Raw genomic sequence first — 15,656 nt, 5'->3', positions numbered from 1 at the left:
CACCGGCGATCAGTGCCCACCGGTGGAGGTATCAATTGCTCAGACTTACTGGCCGACCTGTGCGTTCCATTCCGAGAGCCACGCCTCGCGGTTGTCGAGGGCGACGGCGGACGGGATGAGCTTCAGGTTCTTCACGGTCTCTTCGCCGTAAGTGAGGTTTTCAGCGATCTCGGGCGAAACCTTCACATCCTTGTTGGCCGGGCTGTCGACCAGCTTTTCGGCAAGCGCGGTCTGGATTTCGGTCGAAAGCCAGAAGTCCATGAACTGCAGCGCGAGCTCCTGGTTCTTGCCGCCCTTGGTCAGCACCATCACGTTCATGCCGCCGGTCTGTCCTTCCTTCGGCGTCGCCCACTTGATCGGCAGATTGAGCTTGGTGAAGCCTTCCCAGGAGAAGCGGCCGATCGGTGCCGCCCAGATCTCCTCCTGCTGCATAAGCTGCACGAGCTGCGAGGACTTGACGTAGAACGTGACGATTTCGTCCTTCTTGGCGCCGACGGCAGCGATCGCGTCCTTGAGATCAGGCGTGTTCTTGCCGAGCGCTTCGCCGACCATGTAGAGCGCCGGCGGGCCCTGGTTGGTGGTAACGTTCGGGAAGGCAACGTGGCTGGCGTTCTTCTCGTCGAGAAGATCGGCCCAGGAGTTCACCTCCATCTTGTCCGAGCGATAGACGATCGAGGTCGCATAGAAGGTGTAGCCGACGCTCATGCCGTCGCCGTTCGGGTCCTTGGCAAGGTCATAGAGCTTGTTGAAGTTCTGGAGCTTCGAGGTGTCGATCTTTTCGATCAGGCCGGCGCGGGAGGCCGAAAGTGCATCGGCCATCGAGACCACAGCCATGTCGACGACGGGGCTTGCCTTGTTGGCTTCCATCTTCGCCAGGCGCTCGACGCTGTTGCCGGTCTCGACGACGAGCTTGCAGCCGCATTTCTGTTCGAACGGCGTATAGACCAGTTCCTTGAAGGCATCCTGGGCAAAGCCATAGACGGAAATGGTCAGCGTCTTTTCCTGAGCAGACGCGGCTGGGGCGGCGACGAGCAAGAGCGCGCTCGAGGCAAGCAGAAACTTTTTCATGGCTGGTGTCCTCCTTCGGTGACGGATGTGGCTGTGGTGGCAGTGGCTTGGATCGGTTGAGGTGGTGCGGCAGCCGATTGCCGGACGACCAGGTGCATCGCCACCTTGGCCTTTTCGGCAGTGACCGGTGCGCCGATTTCAGGATCGGACGGGTCGCGCTCGCGGATCGCCTTGACCAGCGCTGCGACGGCGACAGCCGCAATCTCGGTCATGTCCATGCGCGCGGTCGTCAGCGCCGGCGTGATGACCGGCGACCAGATGAGGTCATCGAAGCCGGTAACGCTCGCCTTCTCCGGCACGTTGATGCCGGCACGCTGCAGTTCGGTCAGCGCCCGAAGCGCATGGAGATCGGAAATGCAGGCAAAGGCGGTGTAGCCTTCCGCCACCTTTTTGGCGAGCCCGAGCGGACAGCCCTTGCCAGCCACTTTCTCCAGCGGCTCGATCCAGAGCGTGTCGGTGTGGAACCCCTCGCCGAAGACCGATCGGATCCCGCCGGCGCGGTCGTTCTGCACGTTCGAGGCGGGATTGTTGCCGATGATCAGTACGCGGCGGTGCCCGAGCGCCTTCAGGTGCTCGGCAATCTGCTGGCCGCCGCCCCAATGGTCGGCGGCAACCGTGTTGCCCGGTGTTGACGGCGTATCGATGACGGCAACCGGACAACCGACATCGGCGATGCGGGTGCCCCGCCTAGGCACGATGACCAGGCCATCAACGTCGCGATCGATCAACCGCTCGATCGCCTTGGTCTGGGTCGAGACGTCACCGCGCGAGTCCGCGATCAGCACGCCGTAGCCGGAGGAGGAAGCGGCGAGTTCGATCGCCTGGGCAATCTGCGGGAAGAGCGGATTGGCGATATCGGGGAGTACGAGGCCGATGACGGCGGTGCGGCCGGTGCGCAGCGCCCTGCCCGCCTGGCTCGGCACGTAACCGAGCTCGGCAGCCGTGGCGCGGATCTTTTCCACCATTTCGGCGGAAACGCGTCCCTTGCCCGAGAGCGCGTTCGAAACCGTGGCCGCGGACACGCCGAGCGTTCTGGCAATCCTCGTCAGTTTTGGTCCGGAACGCGCCAAGTCAGTGGTTTCCGCTATCGCGTGATTAAACGATTAATCACGCGATATATCAGAATCCCGGGACTGTCGAATCCTTTTGTCGACTCGTTGCATTTTACAATTTTCGAGAGAATCTCATTGTGGACGACAATCAACCGCTCATCTGGTCGGCTGACTGCGTTTGCGGACAGCGACTTTCACGGCGACAGACGAACAGAAGGCGACGACTTGGGCCAAGCGGGACGCGCTAGGCCGTTAAAATTCAAAGAGGCTTATCATCGCATACTGATATATCTGGCAAGCGTCGCTTCTCACCGCCATCGGAAAGGCCTTCGCCAGGGAGGGCAAGGCAGCGGGTACAATTTTCAACTTCGGCAAATAAATGGAACCAATTTACCCACTAAATTACTAGGGAATAAGTATGATGCATCGCAATCATCCGATGCGTACAATCGGTAGAGCGCGAAACACGCGACAGGCATAATGCAGGAGTTTGGGACATGACTGGCAATATCATCGGCTTTGGCAAGACCAAGGGACACGGCCTCCGGGCACCGGGCTCAACGCTCGCCGCCGCCACGCTGGCGCTCGCTCTCTCGTCGAGCACAGCCGTCTTCGCCGAGGACGCGAAGTTCGACCCGAACGCCTCGATCACGATCGGCTCGCTCTATGAGCCGCAGAACCTCGACAATACTGCCGGCGCCGGACAGGGCATCAACGAGGCCTTCAACGGCAACGTCTATGAAGCGTTGTTCACGCTGACGGATGCCGGCGAAGTCCAGCCTGGCCTCGTTGCCGAGCAAAACGTCAGCGATGACGGCCTCACCTATACCTTCAAGCTTCGCCCCGGCGTCACCTTCCACTCCGGCGATCCCCTGACGGCTGCAGACGTCAAATACAGCATCGAACGCGTGACGGCCGAGCAATCGAAGAGCTCGCGCAAGAAGAGCCTCGCGACGATCAGCGCGATCGAAACACCGGACGACCAGACGGTCGTCGTCAAGCTCTCGGAGCGCTCGATCTCGCTGCCCTACAATCTGAGCTACGTCTGGATCGTCAACGATGCGGCGAAGGATCTGAACGCGAGCGAAGACGGCACCGGCCCCTATCGCCTCGAGGAATGGCGCCGCGGCTCGTCGCTGGCCTTGACCCGCAACGACAAATACTGGGGCACGGCGCCCACCAACGGCGAAGTCGTCTTCCAGTATTTCACCGACGCAACCGCGCTCAACAATGCGCTCCTGACGGGCGCCGTCGATATCATCACCAGCGTCCAGAGCCCGGACTCGATCGCCCAGTTCAAGGACAATCCCGACTTCACCGTCACCGCCGGCCAGTCGACCACCAAGGAACTGCTAGCCTTCAACGATCGCGTCGCCCCCTTTGACAACGTCAAGGTCAGGAAGGCGATTGCGCGCGCTATTGACGACAAGAAACTGCTGACGTCGATCTGGGGTGAATACGGCACGCTGATCGGCTCCTTCGTTCCGCCGACCGACCCCTGGTACGTGGATCTGACCGCCGTCGACGCCTATGACGTCGAAAGCGCCAAGGCGCTCCTAAAGGAAGCGGGCTTCGCAGACGGCTTTACCTTCAAGCTCGACACGCCGAACTACGATCCGCATCCGATCGTCGCGCAATTCATTCAGAGCGAGCTCGCCAAGGTCAACATCAAGGTCGAGATCAACGTGATCACCGCCAACGAGTGGTACACCAAGGTCTACAAGGCGCATGATTTCCAGGCGACGCTGCAGGAACACGTCAACCACCGAGACATCGTCTTTTACGGCAACCCGGACTTCTACTGGGGTTACAACAACCCCAAGGTCGTCGACCTGATCAAGGCCTCGGAAGCGGCCGCCACCACCGACGAGCAGACCGCCAAGCTTCGGGAAGCCAACACGATCATCGCCGAGGACGCCGCCAGCGATTGGCTCTACCTCTACCCGCAGATCGTCGTTTCGAGCTCGGCCGTGTCGGGTTATCCGGTAAACGGGCTGAACTCGCAATTCTTCGCTTACGGCATCAAAAAGAGCGAACAATAAGCCGCCGATCTCCGCTTTGACGGCAACAAGGGCCCCTGGATCGGATCCAGGGGCTTCTGCGTTCCGCGAACATGGCTTGACTTCATCCGAGACGTTTCAGCCCGCCCCGCACAGGCTCTGCTAAAGTAAGGCCCTTGCTCTAGCCTCTCTCGCCGTTTTGATGCAAAAGCCAACATCTCTGATCACGGCCCCCCGTGAGAAGAAAGGAATGCAGCCATTCTCACCTATCTCGTCCGCCGCTTTGCCATTCTGCTCCTCTCGCTGCTGATCGCGGCGGTGGTGCTGTTTGTGTTGTTGCGTCTGCTGCCCGGCGATCCCGCCAATGCGCTTCTTTCCGTTGGCGCCGATGCCACGCAGATCGAGAAGGCCCGCGAACAGGTCGGCTCGAACCTGCCGCTCTGGCAGCAGTTCCTGCGCTTTGCCGGCAGCCTCGCCCGTTTCGATCTCGGTACGTCCTTCGTCAGCGGCAAACCCGTGATCGAGGAGATCGCCGCGCGGCTTACCGTCACCCTACCGCTGGCGTTGATGGGCTTCTTTCTTGCCATTCTGATCGCCGTGCCACTCGGCATCCTTTCGGCAGTCAAGGCCAACCGCTGGTATGGCGGGCTGATTTCGACCGTGTCGCAGCTCGGCATCGCCATTCCCGTTTTCTGGGTCGGCATCCTGCTCGTCACCGTCTTTGCGGTCACCTTCCGTTTGTTCCCGTCGGGCGGTTTTCCCCGGCGCGGCTGGCAGAACGAGGGGCAGGTGCTCTATGCACTCACGCTGCCGGTCATGACGATCGGACTCGTCATGGGCGCGTCATTGCTGCGCTACGTGCGCTCGGCAACTCAGGACGTTCTCGGCAGCGACTATCTGCGCACCGCCCGCGCCCTTGGCGCCAGCTTCCCGCAAGCCCTGATCCGCCACGGCATCCGCAACGGCGCGGTGCCGATCGTCTCCATTCTCGGCATCGAACTCGCGACAACACTGCTCGGCGCCGTCGTCGTCGAGCGCGTCTTCGCGCTGCCGGGCTTGGGCTCGATGCTGCTGCTCGCAATTGAACAGCGTGACTATCCCAACGTTCAGGGCGTGCTGTTCATCTCCACCCTGCTTGTGCTTCTGATCGGTTTCGCCGCCGATCTTACCCAGCGCCTGATCGATCCGCGCCTGCGTGAACGCGCCGTCGGAGGCCGCGCATGAGCCCGGTCGAGACATCCGTTTCCACGCGACAGCGCCGGCATTCGCTGGCACTCACCATCGGGCTCGTGCTCGTCGGCATCAACCTCGCCGTGGCGGTGCTGACGCTGTTCTGGACGCCTTATGATCCGTTGAACGCCTCGGGCGGCCGGCTGGAGGCGCCGTCGCTCCTGCATTGGCTCGGAACCGACCGGCTGGGACGCGACCTGCTCACGCAATTGATGATCGGCGCGCGCACCGCGCTCCTTGTCGGCACCGGCGCGGTGGCGATCGGTGCCATGATCGGCGTCAGTCTCGGCGTGCTCGCCGCCTTCGCCACGCGCCTTGCCGACGACGTGATGGCCGCAACGCTCGACATTCTGATCGCCTTCCCGACCCTGCTCTTGGCAATGCTGGTGGTGGCGGCAAGCGACAGCGCCAGCCTCTGGACTGCGATCCTGGCCCTTGGTCTTGCCATCTCTGCCATCGTCGCGCGGCTGACCCGCATCCTCGCCAAGCGCGTGCTCCGGCAAGACTACATCATCGCCTCGCGCACGTCGGGGACATCCTGGGCGGGCGTGGTTTTCCGCCATGTGCTTCCGAACATCTGGCCGACGCTCTCGGTCAACTTTGCCCTGCAGTTTGGTCTCGCTGTTATCGCCGAGGCATCGCTTTCCTACCTCGGCCTCGGCGCGCCGCCACCGAACGCCTCCTGGGGGCGGTTGCTTCAGGAAGCCCAGGGCACGGTCTATACGGCGCCGGTCGGCGCGATCGCTCCCGGCATCGCGCTGGTCGCGCTCGTCATCGGCATGAACCTTCTTGCCGATGGCCTGCGCGATGTCGCCGATCCGACACGCGGGAGATCGCGATGACAGCGCTTCTCGATATCCGGGGGCTCACGATCCGCGCCAACGACAAGCCGCTGGTGTCCGATCTCTCCTTCACGATCCGCCCCGGCGAGCGCATCGGACTGATCGGTGAGTCCGGTTCCGGCAAGTCGATGACCGCCATGGCTGCGACCGGTCTGCTGCCGCCCTCGATTAGCGTAGCCGGTTCGATCGAACTCGACGGGCAACAGGTCGTCGGCGCCACAGACAGGGTCATGAACCGCTTGCGCGGTGTTGCCGCTGCCGTCGTGTTTCAGGAGCCGCTGACGGCTCTGGACCCTCTGATGAAAATCAGCCGGCAGATCGCCGAGCCGGTCCGTCGGCGCCTGGAGCGCGAGGGCGGTAAGGTAACGACGGAAGTCATAAACCGCGAAGTCCGCGACCTCATCGACAAGGTGGCATTGCCGCAACCCGAACGCATCGCGAAGTCCTATCCGCATGAAGTGTCCGGCGGTCAGCGTCAGCGAGTCGCCATTGCCATGGCGCTCGCCTGCCGCCCAAAGCTGCTGATCGCCGACGAACCGACGACGGCGCTCGACGTCACCACGCAAGCCGAGATCCTCGCACTTCTCGACCGCCTGGTTCGCGAAACGGGCATGGCACTGCTGTTCATCAGCCATGACCTGCCCGTCGTTGCCCAGGTCGTGGAGCGTGTCATCGTGCTGCGCAATGGTCTCGCAGTCGAGGAAGGCGCGGTCGGCACGGTCTTCGGCAAGCCTCGGCACGATTATACCAAGACCCTGGTCGAAGCCGCCCGCCTGTTCGACGAAGCGCTGGGGACAACCGGATCATGATGCTCGATCTTCAAAACGTCAGCTTCGGCTATTCGCGCCAGCAGACCACGCTCAACGACGTTTCGCTCTCGGTCCGTCCCGGCGTGAGCGTCGGTCTCGTCGGCGAGTCCGGATCCGGCAAGACGACGCTTCTACGCCTCATGCTCGGGCTCGTTCGGCCGACGACCGGCACCATCCATTTCGGCGACGAACGGCTCGACCCCGGCAACGGCGCCTTCATGCGCCGCTATCGCCGCGCCGTGCAGCCGGTGTTCCAGGACCCCTATTCGTCGCTCGATCCACGCCAACGTGTCGTCGACATCATCGCCGAACCCCTGCGCTCACTGCGTATTGCGGGGGATCGGGCAAAAGCGGTCGCCGAAGCGCTTGAAGCGGTCGGCCTGCCGCTCGACGCCATGCAGCGCTATCCGCACGAATTCTCCGGCGGACAGCGCCAACGCATCGCCATTGCCCGCGCGATCGTCGCCGGTCCGCAGATCGTGCTGGCGGACGAGGCGGTCAGCGCGCTGGACCTTTCCACCCGCATCCGCATCGTCGAGTTGTTCAAGACGCTTGCGGAACGAGTGACGCTGGTGTTCGTCTCCCACGATCTCGGCGTCGTCGCCGCGCTTTGCGAGGAGATGGTCATTCTAGAGCGCGGCAAGGTGGTCGAAAGCGGCAGGACCCGCGACATTCTGACCGCACCTAAGCACCCCTATACGCGGCGGCTGCTTGCCAGCATTCCGCGCATGCCGGCCTGACGAGGGCTTGGGATAATCATCTTGCGCTAACGCGAATCCCCTTTCTTCCCAAGGACTTGGTTATTTGCGACTGCATTGATCCAGGACAACTCCTGAGACACCCGTCTTGAGCATAGTGCCGCCGGCCGCAGGAGTGCTGCGGTCGAACGCCCTGACCGGCGATGTTCAACTTCTTCTGGGGGTCCGGAAATCATGCCTACTCGCGCCATCTTGCCATCTGTCGTCTTCTTCGCCGCGCTTGCGGCGCCGCTCGCAATCGCGACGGCGGCGGATCTCGCCGAGCCGAGTGTGGTCGCGGCGCCGGAACTGCCTCTCGCCAGCGAACCGGGCCCATGGATGATCCGCGCCCGCGCGCTGGCCGTCCTGCCCGACGACAAGGCTTCGCTGGATCTGAACGGCATGGCACTTAACGGCGAAAAGGTCGGGGTCAGCAATTCCGTGGTGCCCGAGCTCGACATCACCTATTTCTTCACCGACAACATCGCGGCCGAACTGATCCTCGGCACGACGCCGCACACGGCACGCGGCAGTGGCTCGATCGCAGGTCTCGGCGAAATCGGCAAGGCGTGGCTGCTGCCGCCGACCCTGACGCTGCAATACCATTTCAACGCGACGGAAACGATCAAGCCCTACATCGGCGCCGGCGTGAACTACACGATGTTCTACAACGAAAAGCCCCGCGGCGACTTCTCGAGCTTCAACATGAAGAACACCTTCGGCGTAGCGCTCCAGGCGGGCGTCGACATCAAGCTCGACGAACATTGGGGGCTGAACTTCGACGTCAAGAAACTGTTCCTGGAACCCGAAGTCAACGCAACACTACCCGGCGCAGGCGCGGTGAGCGGCAAGGTCAAGCTCGACCCCTGGCTGATCGGTACGGGCATCAGTTACCGCTTCTGATCCTCTCCGGACCGATTCAGCAAAATCGTTTGCGGCGCCGACACGGCGCCGCAGTCATTATGTCGGATCTCAGAGGTGATGGGCAGAAACTGCCCGGGCGAGTTCGCCCGACAGTCGTCTGCTGCTCGCATGCGATATGTCGCCGAGCGACAGCATGCCGACCATGCGCTTGTCCTGATCGATCACGGGAAGGCGCCGGATCTGTTTCGCCTCCATCAGATGGACGGCGTGCTCGATCGTTTCGCTCGTACGACAATAGACGATATCCCTGGTCATAACGTCGCGCGCTGTCATCGAAGCAGGATCGCGCCCGTTGGCGAAGGCGCGCAAGGCGATATCGCGGTCCGTGACCATACCGATCAGGCGGTCGTTTTCGCCGACGGGCAAGGCACCGATATCCTCATCCCGCATGATGCGCGCGATCGTCTTGAGATCGGTGTCGGGAGAGATCCAGCGAGCTCCGGGATGCATGGCTTCCGATATTCTCATTGTAACCTCCTTTGTAACCTCCTTTGCATGAAAGCGGCGGAGCGTAGGCCGACATCGTGGCCATTCATTGATCCGGGACGACGATCGATCTCTATTGCAGCTCGAGAAGGAAATAGGTCGTCGGGCCGGAGGGAACATCGTTTGAGAGACGGAAGGTGACGGCGCCCTTCCCGTTCACGACCGGCGGACGCACGGTGCCATCGAGGCCGATCGGCGAAACGCTCCAGCTCTCGGCACTTCGCGCGAGCGAAAGGTCGGCATAGCCTGCGCGGATCCGGACCGGCAATCGTCCGAAGTCCTCGATCACCTTCTCCTCGGCGTCGCGAAACGTCATATCGGTGTTCTGCGCATCGGTCGCCAGGATCACGAGGAAACGACGGCCCGTTGCAAGCGACGCGTCCGCGCCGAGCGCCGAAAGCGCGACGAGCCCGTTGCCATCGGCCCTTTCGATGCGCAGCACGCCGAGATCGATCGGCTCCCGCAGTGACGAATAGGCTGCGGCTTCGGTTGCCGCCGTTGCCACCCGCAATTGTCCGGCAAAACGGTTCAAGAAGATCTCGCCGGTGCTACTCTGGTAGATGCCGGCATCGATATTCGTGCCATTGTCGCTCGCGAGCGCGCCGCTTTGGCGCAACGTGTCGAGAACCCCTTCGCTGCTTTGCTGGCGTGGTTGCAGCACGGCCGGCGCTTCGCCGAGGCGCTTCAGGTCTTCCAGACCGATCCGGCCGATCAGCGCGAGGTCCGTCAGAAACTCCGGTTCGCGCGCCTGCATATCATCGGAAAGATCCTCTTCGCCACGTATGGCAAACGGGACAGTCAGGTCCGATGTCGCTACGTCACCGCGGCGGTAAAGCAGCGCCGCCAGCGTCTCGCCGGCGCGCGCGACGGGATCGAGCGCGATGGCGTAGGGAAGCATCGCCTTCTTGTGGGCGTAAGGTTCGCCATAGGAGAGAACGATCGGGCCGTGACCATGACGGCAGAGCGCGTCCCAGCCTTGCAGCGCCGCATAGGCCGGCATCGCCAGCCCCGCCTCAAAGCGGTAGCGGTTCCAGAAGAGGTGATCATACTCGCTGATCACGAAGGGCCGGCCGAGCCAGCGCGCCGCAGCGATCATCCGGATATAGTTCACCCCGTCGGCAATGGAGCTTACCTGCGTGGTTTTGCTTCCCGGCGCGTAGCCGCTCACCCAGTCGTGATAGGTGTTCATGGTCACGGCTTCGAGGCCGCGCCGGCTGAGCGACGCCTGGATCGTCGGCCAATTGTTGTAATTGCTGATCAGACCGCGGTAGCCAAGCCCGCGCAAGACCTCGCTCATGCGCGCGGTCTCTGCCCGTTCCGTTTCGACGAAGAAGGCCTGCAGATCGCGCAGCCGTGGGCTGTGGACATAGCGATCGGCCGGGAGCGCGACCGATCTCGCCTCGATCGTCTCGTCGGAGCGAAGGTCGGGCCACGCCTTGGCCAAAGCGTCCGTGGAGCCATAGCGTTTGGCCAGCCAGCTATTGAACGGCTCCGCAAGCAGCCGATCGTAGGGCGCTCTTCCGGGCCGATCGTGTACGACGGCGTCGAACTCCATGCCGTTCTCGTTGGCGAGGATGACGACCGCCAAGGCGTTATCGCGGATGGGCGCTACACCCGTATAGGGGTTCACGCGCCCAAGGATCGTCTCCTGCATGCGCTTCCAGTGATCGAACGCCCGGTCATCGACAAACAGCTCGAGCTTGAGGTTTCCTCCATCGTCCCAACGATCGTCAAAGCCGCCATAGGCACCGCGCAGCGACGAGAGGCCATCGATCATCCAGTAGATGCCGTTCTTCTTCAGCGCCGCCAGCAGATAGTGGATGCGGTCGAGCGTCTCGGGGTCGTAGTCGAAATCCTTGTCGCGACCGAACATCAGGCTGGCATCGACGAAATGCAGGCGGGCAAGATTGTAGCCGTGCATCGCCAGTTGGCGGGCGTAGCGGTCGGCCGTGTCGTGATCGGGAAATCCGCCGGAGGCCGGGCTCCAGGCGAGCGAAGCGCAAAGCATCCTTTCGGGTTTTTCGGGCGAGCGCGCGAATGCGAGCCGGCCATTGCCCCCGACGATGAGACGATGATCGGCGTCGATCGTGGCATTCGGCAGGAAAGAGGAGAAATCGAGCGGGCTGTCTTTCCGAAGCTCGAGTGAAACTTCACGTACCGGCAGCCACTGATCGGATGCGTGTACGCACGGGCCGAATGCCAGAAGCATCGCTGCCGTGGCGAACAGGATTCGCGTGCTCACGCCAGGGCTCCGAGCAACTTGCTCTCGATCGGCGCATCGGGCTTGCGGCGCGCCCTGAAGAAGCCGACGGGCAGCGCCGCCGCATGGAAGAACCAGGCGACGACCGTATAAAGTCCCATGCTAAGCCCCCCCTTGCGCAAGCTCATGAGCCCGATGACGCCGGCAAGGATTGCAAGGACTGCGCCGAGAGCGAGGGTCTTGCTGGGCATGAACAAAAGCAGACCGAGCGAGGCTGCCCACCAGAGATAGACCAGCGCCCAGAGCTTGAGTTCCGGCAATTCCCTGATGAGCTGGAAGAAATAGGGCTGGCCGATCGAAGCACGCAGCAACTCGCCGATGCCGAACAGATATTTGCTCTTCCAACGCCGAACGAGAAGCCGGTAGGAATTCTCCGTGTGGCCGAAATGCTGAACGAAGCGCCGGTCGAGGCGATGCAGCTTCCAGCCGACACTGCGCAACCGGATGCCGAGGTCGAACTCTTCATAGCCATGGAGATTGCGGTCGGAAAGATAACCGACGGCCTCGATCGCCGCGCGCCGATAAAGGCCGCCGCCGTTCATGCGGTCGATCGCCCCGATGCGGTTCTCTGGGGCATTGCGCGTGACCCGCCGAGCAAATTCGAGGTTGGACGTCAGCATCTCCTGCACGTGACCGGTCACGCCCGCGACCTCGGGGTCATCGGCCAGGAACGCCTCGGCCACCTCGAGAAAATCGTCGTCTAGCAGCATGTCGCCATCGAGCAGGCAGATGTGCTCGTGGCGGGAATACTGGAAGCCGAGCTGGGGACCGATGCCGCAGCTTGGTCGCGCTGGCGGACTGATCTGGGCGATCACCACCGGGTAGGACGAGGCGATCTCGATGGTCCTATCCGAGGAGCCGCTGTCGGCGATGATGACCTCGCCGCCGACGGTTTCGAGCGCCTTGAGCGCGCTCTCGATGGTGGCAGCGATACGCTTTTCTTCGTTCAGCGTCTTGATGATGACGGATACTGCCAATTGATCCCCCAATATCAGCAGTGCGTTCGCAACGCGTTCAGGTTGTCGTCGATACTAGCGACGATATTTTGCGTTTTGGTTTATCCGCCCCAACAAAGCGAGCAGTTGCGGCCGATAGCGGACGACGAGCCACCCGGACAAGACGCCGCAGGCACCGCCGAGAAGCTTGACGGCAACATCCGTCACGCGCGCATGGCGATCCGCGGAAATCATCTGCAGGAGTTCGAAGCCGATCGCGGTGGCGAACACGAGAACCATCACGCGCCCGATCTGTCTCGGATAGGCGATCGCGAACAACAGTCCCAGCAGGCCGAAAGCGCCGAACCGCTCGAGATGCACGAGATGTCCGATGCGCGGCCGCAATTCGATGGGCGATATCGTCGAATAAGCGATCACGGCAAATAGGAGCCATGCGAAAAGGCCGGCAGCGCGTTTGATGTTCATTGTCAGCTTGTCTTCCAGGCGGCGTGCAAAGCACGGCAATCGTCGAAACGGTCCGCGACGGCACCCACCTGCTCGTTCGAAAGGCCGGGCGCTGTCGCACTTACATTGGCAGGGATCCGGCGAACGCGAAGGTCGGCCTACTTTGCCAGCAATGCGCTATACACTGCCGCGGTCTTTTGCGCCACGTTTGTCCAACTGTAGGTAGCTTCCGCATGAGCCGCCCGCTCGCGCACGTCGTCGTCGCTGAGCGGTGCGGCGAGCTTTGCGGCGATGCCGGCTGCAAGTGCATCGATGTCGCCAAGCGGAAAATACTCGTCGGGCGCAAGACCCAGTTCCCGGTTGGGAACGATATCGCTTGCCAGCAGGGGAAGGCCGTAGGCCATTGCCTCCAGCAGCGCGATCGGCATGCCCTCATGGCTTGAAGGCAGCACGAACAGGGCGGCATTGGCGAAGAGCTCCGCCAGCCGGTCGCCGGACTGGAAGCCCGTAAGCACCACCCCCGGCACCTCGCCGGCGAGGGTCCTCATCTCCCGGACATAGGGTGTATCAAACTCCGCGCCGCCGGCGATAACGAGCCGGACATCGGTCACGCCACATTTCGCGAAAGCTCTGATGAGATCGAGCTGCCGCTTCTCCGGGACCAATCGCGCGGCAAGCAGGATGTAGCGCCGCGGCGCTAGGCCAAATTCGTGGAGGATGCCGGCATTGCCGGACGGCGGCGTAATCGCGACCCCATTCGGCACCAGCGCCATCGACACACGATGACGCGCACGCATCGCCTGAACGATGTCCTGCGATATCGCCACGCGCCCATTCGAGAACCGCATGCCGAGAAACTCGCCGAACTTCAGCGTCCGTCTGGCAAAGGCGCCCCATTTCTGCCGGTCATAGTCGTAGCCATGATGGGTGACGACAACCTTCAGTCCGAAAATACGCGCAAGCGGCGTCATCAAAGCCGGGCCGATGGCGTGGATATGCAATACGTCCGGCCGCCGCCAGGCGGCAAGACATACACCGAGAAACGTGTGAACGAGCGCCTCCAGAGCCATCCGGCGTGGCGACCAGAGAGGGATTACGTCTATTCCGTTCCAGGCGTAGCAGTCGCCCTCCTGAAGATAACGCCGGCGCCCGACGACCTCGACATCCCAACCGTGGCCCAGAAGTTTGTCGGCGAGCATTTCGACGTGCTTTTCGACACCGCCCTGCACATTCGGAATACCGCGCAATCCCAACATCATCACGCGCTTGCGTTCGCCTATGGCTGCAACGGCTCCATTCTGGGCTGGGCCACGTCGCATTCCAGAGTGAGCCGCGCCGCGTCGCGGCTTCTGCCCGCGTCCCTCGGACAACGCGGATTGTGCGATCTCCTGTGCAATCACCGGCTCCTGGTGGTGACATCGCGAGACATCAGAGTTACTGCTCATGCGTCGCCTCGAAGGTTGTCCGTACCCGATTTCACGGCAAAATACTTGTCAACCAAGTAAATATTTCATTCACCACTCATATAACTGACCGAAAACCATACGGCGAGCCCACATTACTACAAATTGCGCGCGACGGTTAACGGCGCCGGCCCTCCCCCGCCCCGAGCGATGCATAGAGGTCAAGGGTTCTGTCGCGATAGGCGGCGGCCGAGAATTCACGGGCAATCCAACGTCGACCCGCGGCCCCCATGGCCGTACGATTGGAGACCGTGAGTGCGGCCATCCGCGTCAGTACCTCAGCGAGATCGTCAGCGTTACCGGATCGGGCCGTCATCCCGGTCTCTCCTTCGCAGATCATTTCGGGGATGCCGCCGATCGACGCGCCGATGACGGGCCGTCCCAACGCATAGGCTTCAAGCACGCTGATCGGCGCGTTCTCGTACCATTCGGACGGCAGAACCAGGGCTCGCGATTCCCCAATCAGATGATGCAGCGCGTGGCCGGAGAGATAGCCGGCAAAGGTGACATTGGCTCCGGTCTGTTCGACGAGCCGGCGAAGCATCGCTTCCTCAGGGCCGGTTCCGGCGATCACCACCCGCTGACGCGACGATGCGGCAGCTCTTATCAATGTCGCCAACCCCTTCTCCGGTGCCAGGCGTCCGGCGAAGACGAAGTAGTCGCCCTCCGCCCATTGGTCGGGGTAGTCGTCGACATCGACGAAGTTTGGAATGTGGACCATGCGCTCGCGCGGCCATCCCCACTCGACCAATTTCTCGACGTAGAACTTGCTTGGCACGACGATGCGATCCACCTGATTGCGATAGAGGCCGAGCGCGCGGTGGACCAGCGTTTCCGCGAACACCACGGCACTCAGCGTCAACTCGCCCTTGATGCAGCGGTTGCGCAAGACGTTGTAGACGTGTCCGCCGCGACAGTCCTCGCAGACCGTGCCGTCGCGCAGCATCTTGTAGGAGGGGCAAGCAAGTTTCAGGTCGTGCGCCGTCATGACGACGGGAATGCCTGCCTGCTTCAGCGTCGAGAAAATCGCCGGCGACAGATGATGGTAGACGTTATGGGCGTGGGCGATCGAGGGCCGGACACTGTGTATCAGCCGGTCAATGTTGCGCTGAGCCTCGCGCGAGTAGATGACGCTTGCCGCCTGCACGACCTTGCGCAACAGATTGGTGCGCCGGCCGTATTCGATCTCGGAGACGAAGTGGTCGGACCAAGGCGAAGGCTCGTTATCCTCATGCTGCATGGCGAAGGGCACCACGTCCCAGCCAATTTCGCCAAACATCTTCATATGGTCGAAAAACACCGCTTCGGCACCGCCGCGGCGATAGAAGTAGTTGTTGATTGCGAGCAGCCTGCCGTTGCCGTTCCGCTGGCCAGACATGGCGATC

General features: G+C 62.3%; 14 protein-coding genes. 6 read left to right on the top strand and 8 right to left on the bottom strand.

Annotated elements, in window-relative coordinates:
* Positions 1 to 45 precede the first annotated feature (45 nt).
* Together ACQ5BM_RS12135 and ACQ5BM_RS12130 are read right to left on the bottom strand one after the other, a co-directional pair.
* The gene (locus tag ACQ5BM_RS12135; protein WP_429811218.1) at positions 46 to 1,068 is read right to left on the bottom strand and encodes an ABC transporter substrate-binding protein; all 1,023 of its coding nucleotides are present in this window, start codon (positions 1,066 to 1,068) and stop codon (positions 46 to 48) included.
* The gene (locus ACQ5BM_RS12130) at positions 1,065 to 2,138 is read right to left on the bottom strand and encodes a LacI family DNA-binding transcriptional regulator (protein ID WP_429811216.1); all 1,074 of its coding nucleotides are present in this window, start codon (positions 2,136 to 2,138) and stop codon (positions 1,065 to 1,067) included. Before ACQ5BM_RS12130 ends, ACQ5BM_RS12135 begins: the two co-directional genes overlap by 4 nt.
* A gap of 479 nt (positions 2,139 to 2,617) precedes the next feature.
* Between ACQ5BM_RS12130 and ACQ5BM_RS12125 the strand changes: the two genes are divergently transcribed.
* From ACQ5BM_RS12125 to ACQ5BM_RS12100, 6 genes are all read left to right on the top strand, one after another.
* Positions 2,618 to 4,162: an ABC transporter substrate-binding protein gene (locus ACQ5BM_RS12125; RefSeq protein WP_429811214.1), complete on the top strand. Its 1,545-nt coding sequence runs from the start codon at positions 2,618 to 2,620 to the stop codon at positions 4,160 to 4,162.
* A gap of 216 nt (positions 4,163 to 4,378) precedes the next feature.
* Positions 4,379 to 5,344 (top strand): ABC transporter permease, encoded by a 966-nt coding sequence (locus ACQ5BM_RS12120; protein ID WP_429811998.1) that lies wholly within the window; start codon positions 4,379 to 4,381, stop codon positions 5,342 to 5,344.
* Positions 5,341 to 6,192 carry an ABC transporter permease gene (locus tag ACQ5BM_RS12115; protein WP_429811212.1) on the top strand — a complete coding sequence of 284 codons (852 nt, stop codon included), beginning with the start codon at positions 5,341 to 5,343 and terminating at the stop codon, positions 6,190 to 6,192. The genes ACQ5BM_RS12120 and ACQ5BM_RS12115 overlap by 4 nt, the downstream gene beginning before the upstream one ends.
* Positions 6,189 to 7,001, top strand: a complete 813-nt coding sequence (locus ACQ5BM_RS12110; protein WP_429811210.1) for an ATP-binding cassette domain-containing protein — start codon at positions 6,189 to 6,191, stop codon at positions 6,999 to 7,001. Before ACQ5BM_RS12115 ends, ACQ5BM_RS12110 begins: the two co-directional genes overlap by 4 nt.
* On the top strand, positions 6,995 to 7,741 hold the full coding sequence (locus ACQ5BM_RS12105) for an ABC transporter ATP-binding protein (RefSeq protein WP_429811995.1): 747 nt from the start codon (positions 6,995 to 6,997) through the stop codon (positions 7,739 to 7,741). Before ACQ5BM_RS12110 ends, ACQ5BM_RS12105 begins: the two co-directional genes overlap by 7 nt.
* 192 nt (positions 7,742 to 7,933) lie before the next feature.
* Positions 7,934 to 8,641, top strand: coding sequence for an OmpW/AlkL family protein (locus tag ACQ5BM_RS12100; RefSeq protein ID WP_429811208.1), 708 nt, complete (start codon positions 7,934 to 7,936; stop codon positions 8,639 to 8,641).
* Between the two features lie 69 nt (positions 8,642 to 8,710).
* On the opposite strand, the gene ACQ5BM_RS12095 is transcribed toward ACQ5BM_RS12100, so the two are convergent.
* The 6 genes from ACQ5BM_RS12095 to ACQ5BM_RS12070 form a co-directional block, all read right to left on the bottom strand.
* Positions 8,711 to 9,130, bottom strand: coding sequence for a CBS domain-containing protein (locus ACQ5BM_RS12095; protein WP_429811206.1), 420 nt, complete (start codon positions 9,128 to 9,130; stop codon positions 8,711 to 8,713).
* Between the two features lie 91 nt (positions 9,131 to 9,221).
* Entirely contained in the window at positions 9,222 to 11,357 is a 2,136-nt protein-coding gene (locus ACQ5BM_RS12090) for a glycoside hydrolase (protein WP_429811992.1), read from the bottom strand.
* A 29-nt stretch (positions 11,358 to 11,386) separates the two neighbouring features.
* Complete coding sequence (locus ACQ5BM_RS12085) at positions 11,387 to 12,385, bottom strand: glycosyltransferase (RefSeq protein WP_429811204.1); 999 nt, start codon at positions 12,383 to 12,385, stop codon at positions 11,387 to 11,389.
* Positions 12,386 to 12,439: 54 nt separating this feature from the next.
* On the bottom strand, positions 12,440 to 12,829 hold the full coding sequence (locus ACQ5BM_RS12080; RefSeq protein WP_429811202.1) for a VanZ family protein: 390 nt from the start codon (positions 12,827 to 12,829) through the stop codon (positions 12,440 to 12,442).
* A gap of 137 nt (positions 12,830 to 12,966) precedes the next feature.
* Positions 12,967 to 14,127 carry a glycosyltransferase family 4 protein gene (locus ACQ5BM_RS12075; protein ID WP_429811200.1) on the bottom strand — a complete coding sequence of 387 codons (1,161 nt, stop codon included), beginning with the start codon at positions 14,125 to 14,127 and terminating at the stop codon, positions 12,967 to 12,969.
* Between the two features lie 262 nt (positions 14,128 to 14,389).
* On the bottom strand, positions 14,390 to 15,649 hold the full coding sequence (locus ACQ5BM_RS12070; protein ID WP_429811198.1) for a glycosyltransferase family 4 protein: 1,260 nt from the start codon (positions 15,647 to 15,649) through the stop codon (positions 14,390 to 14,392).
* Positions 15,650 to 15,656 lie beyond the last annotated feature (7 nt).

It is taken from the genome of Ensifer sp. B1-9 (genome assembly GCF_050474445.1).
Classification (GTDB): domain Bacteria; phylum Pseudomonadota; class Alphaproteobacteria; order Rhizobiales; family Rhizobiaceae; genus Ensifer.
This window is presented reverse-complemented; position numbering and strand designations above follow the sequence as displayed.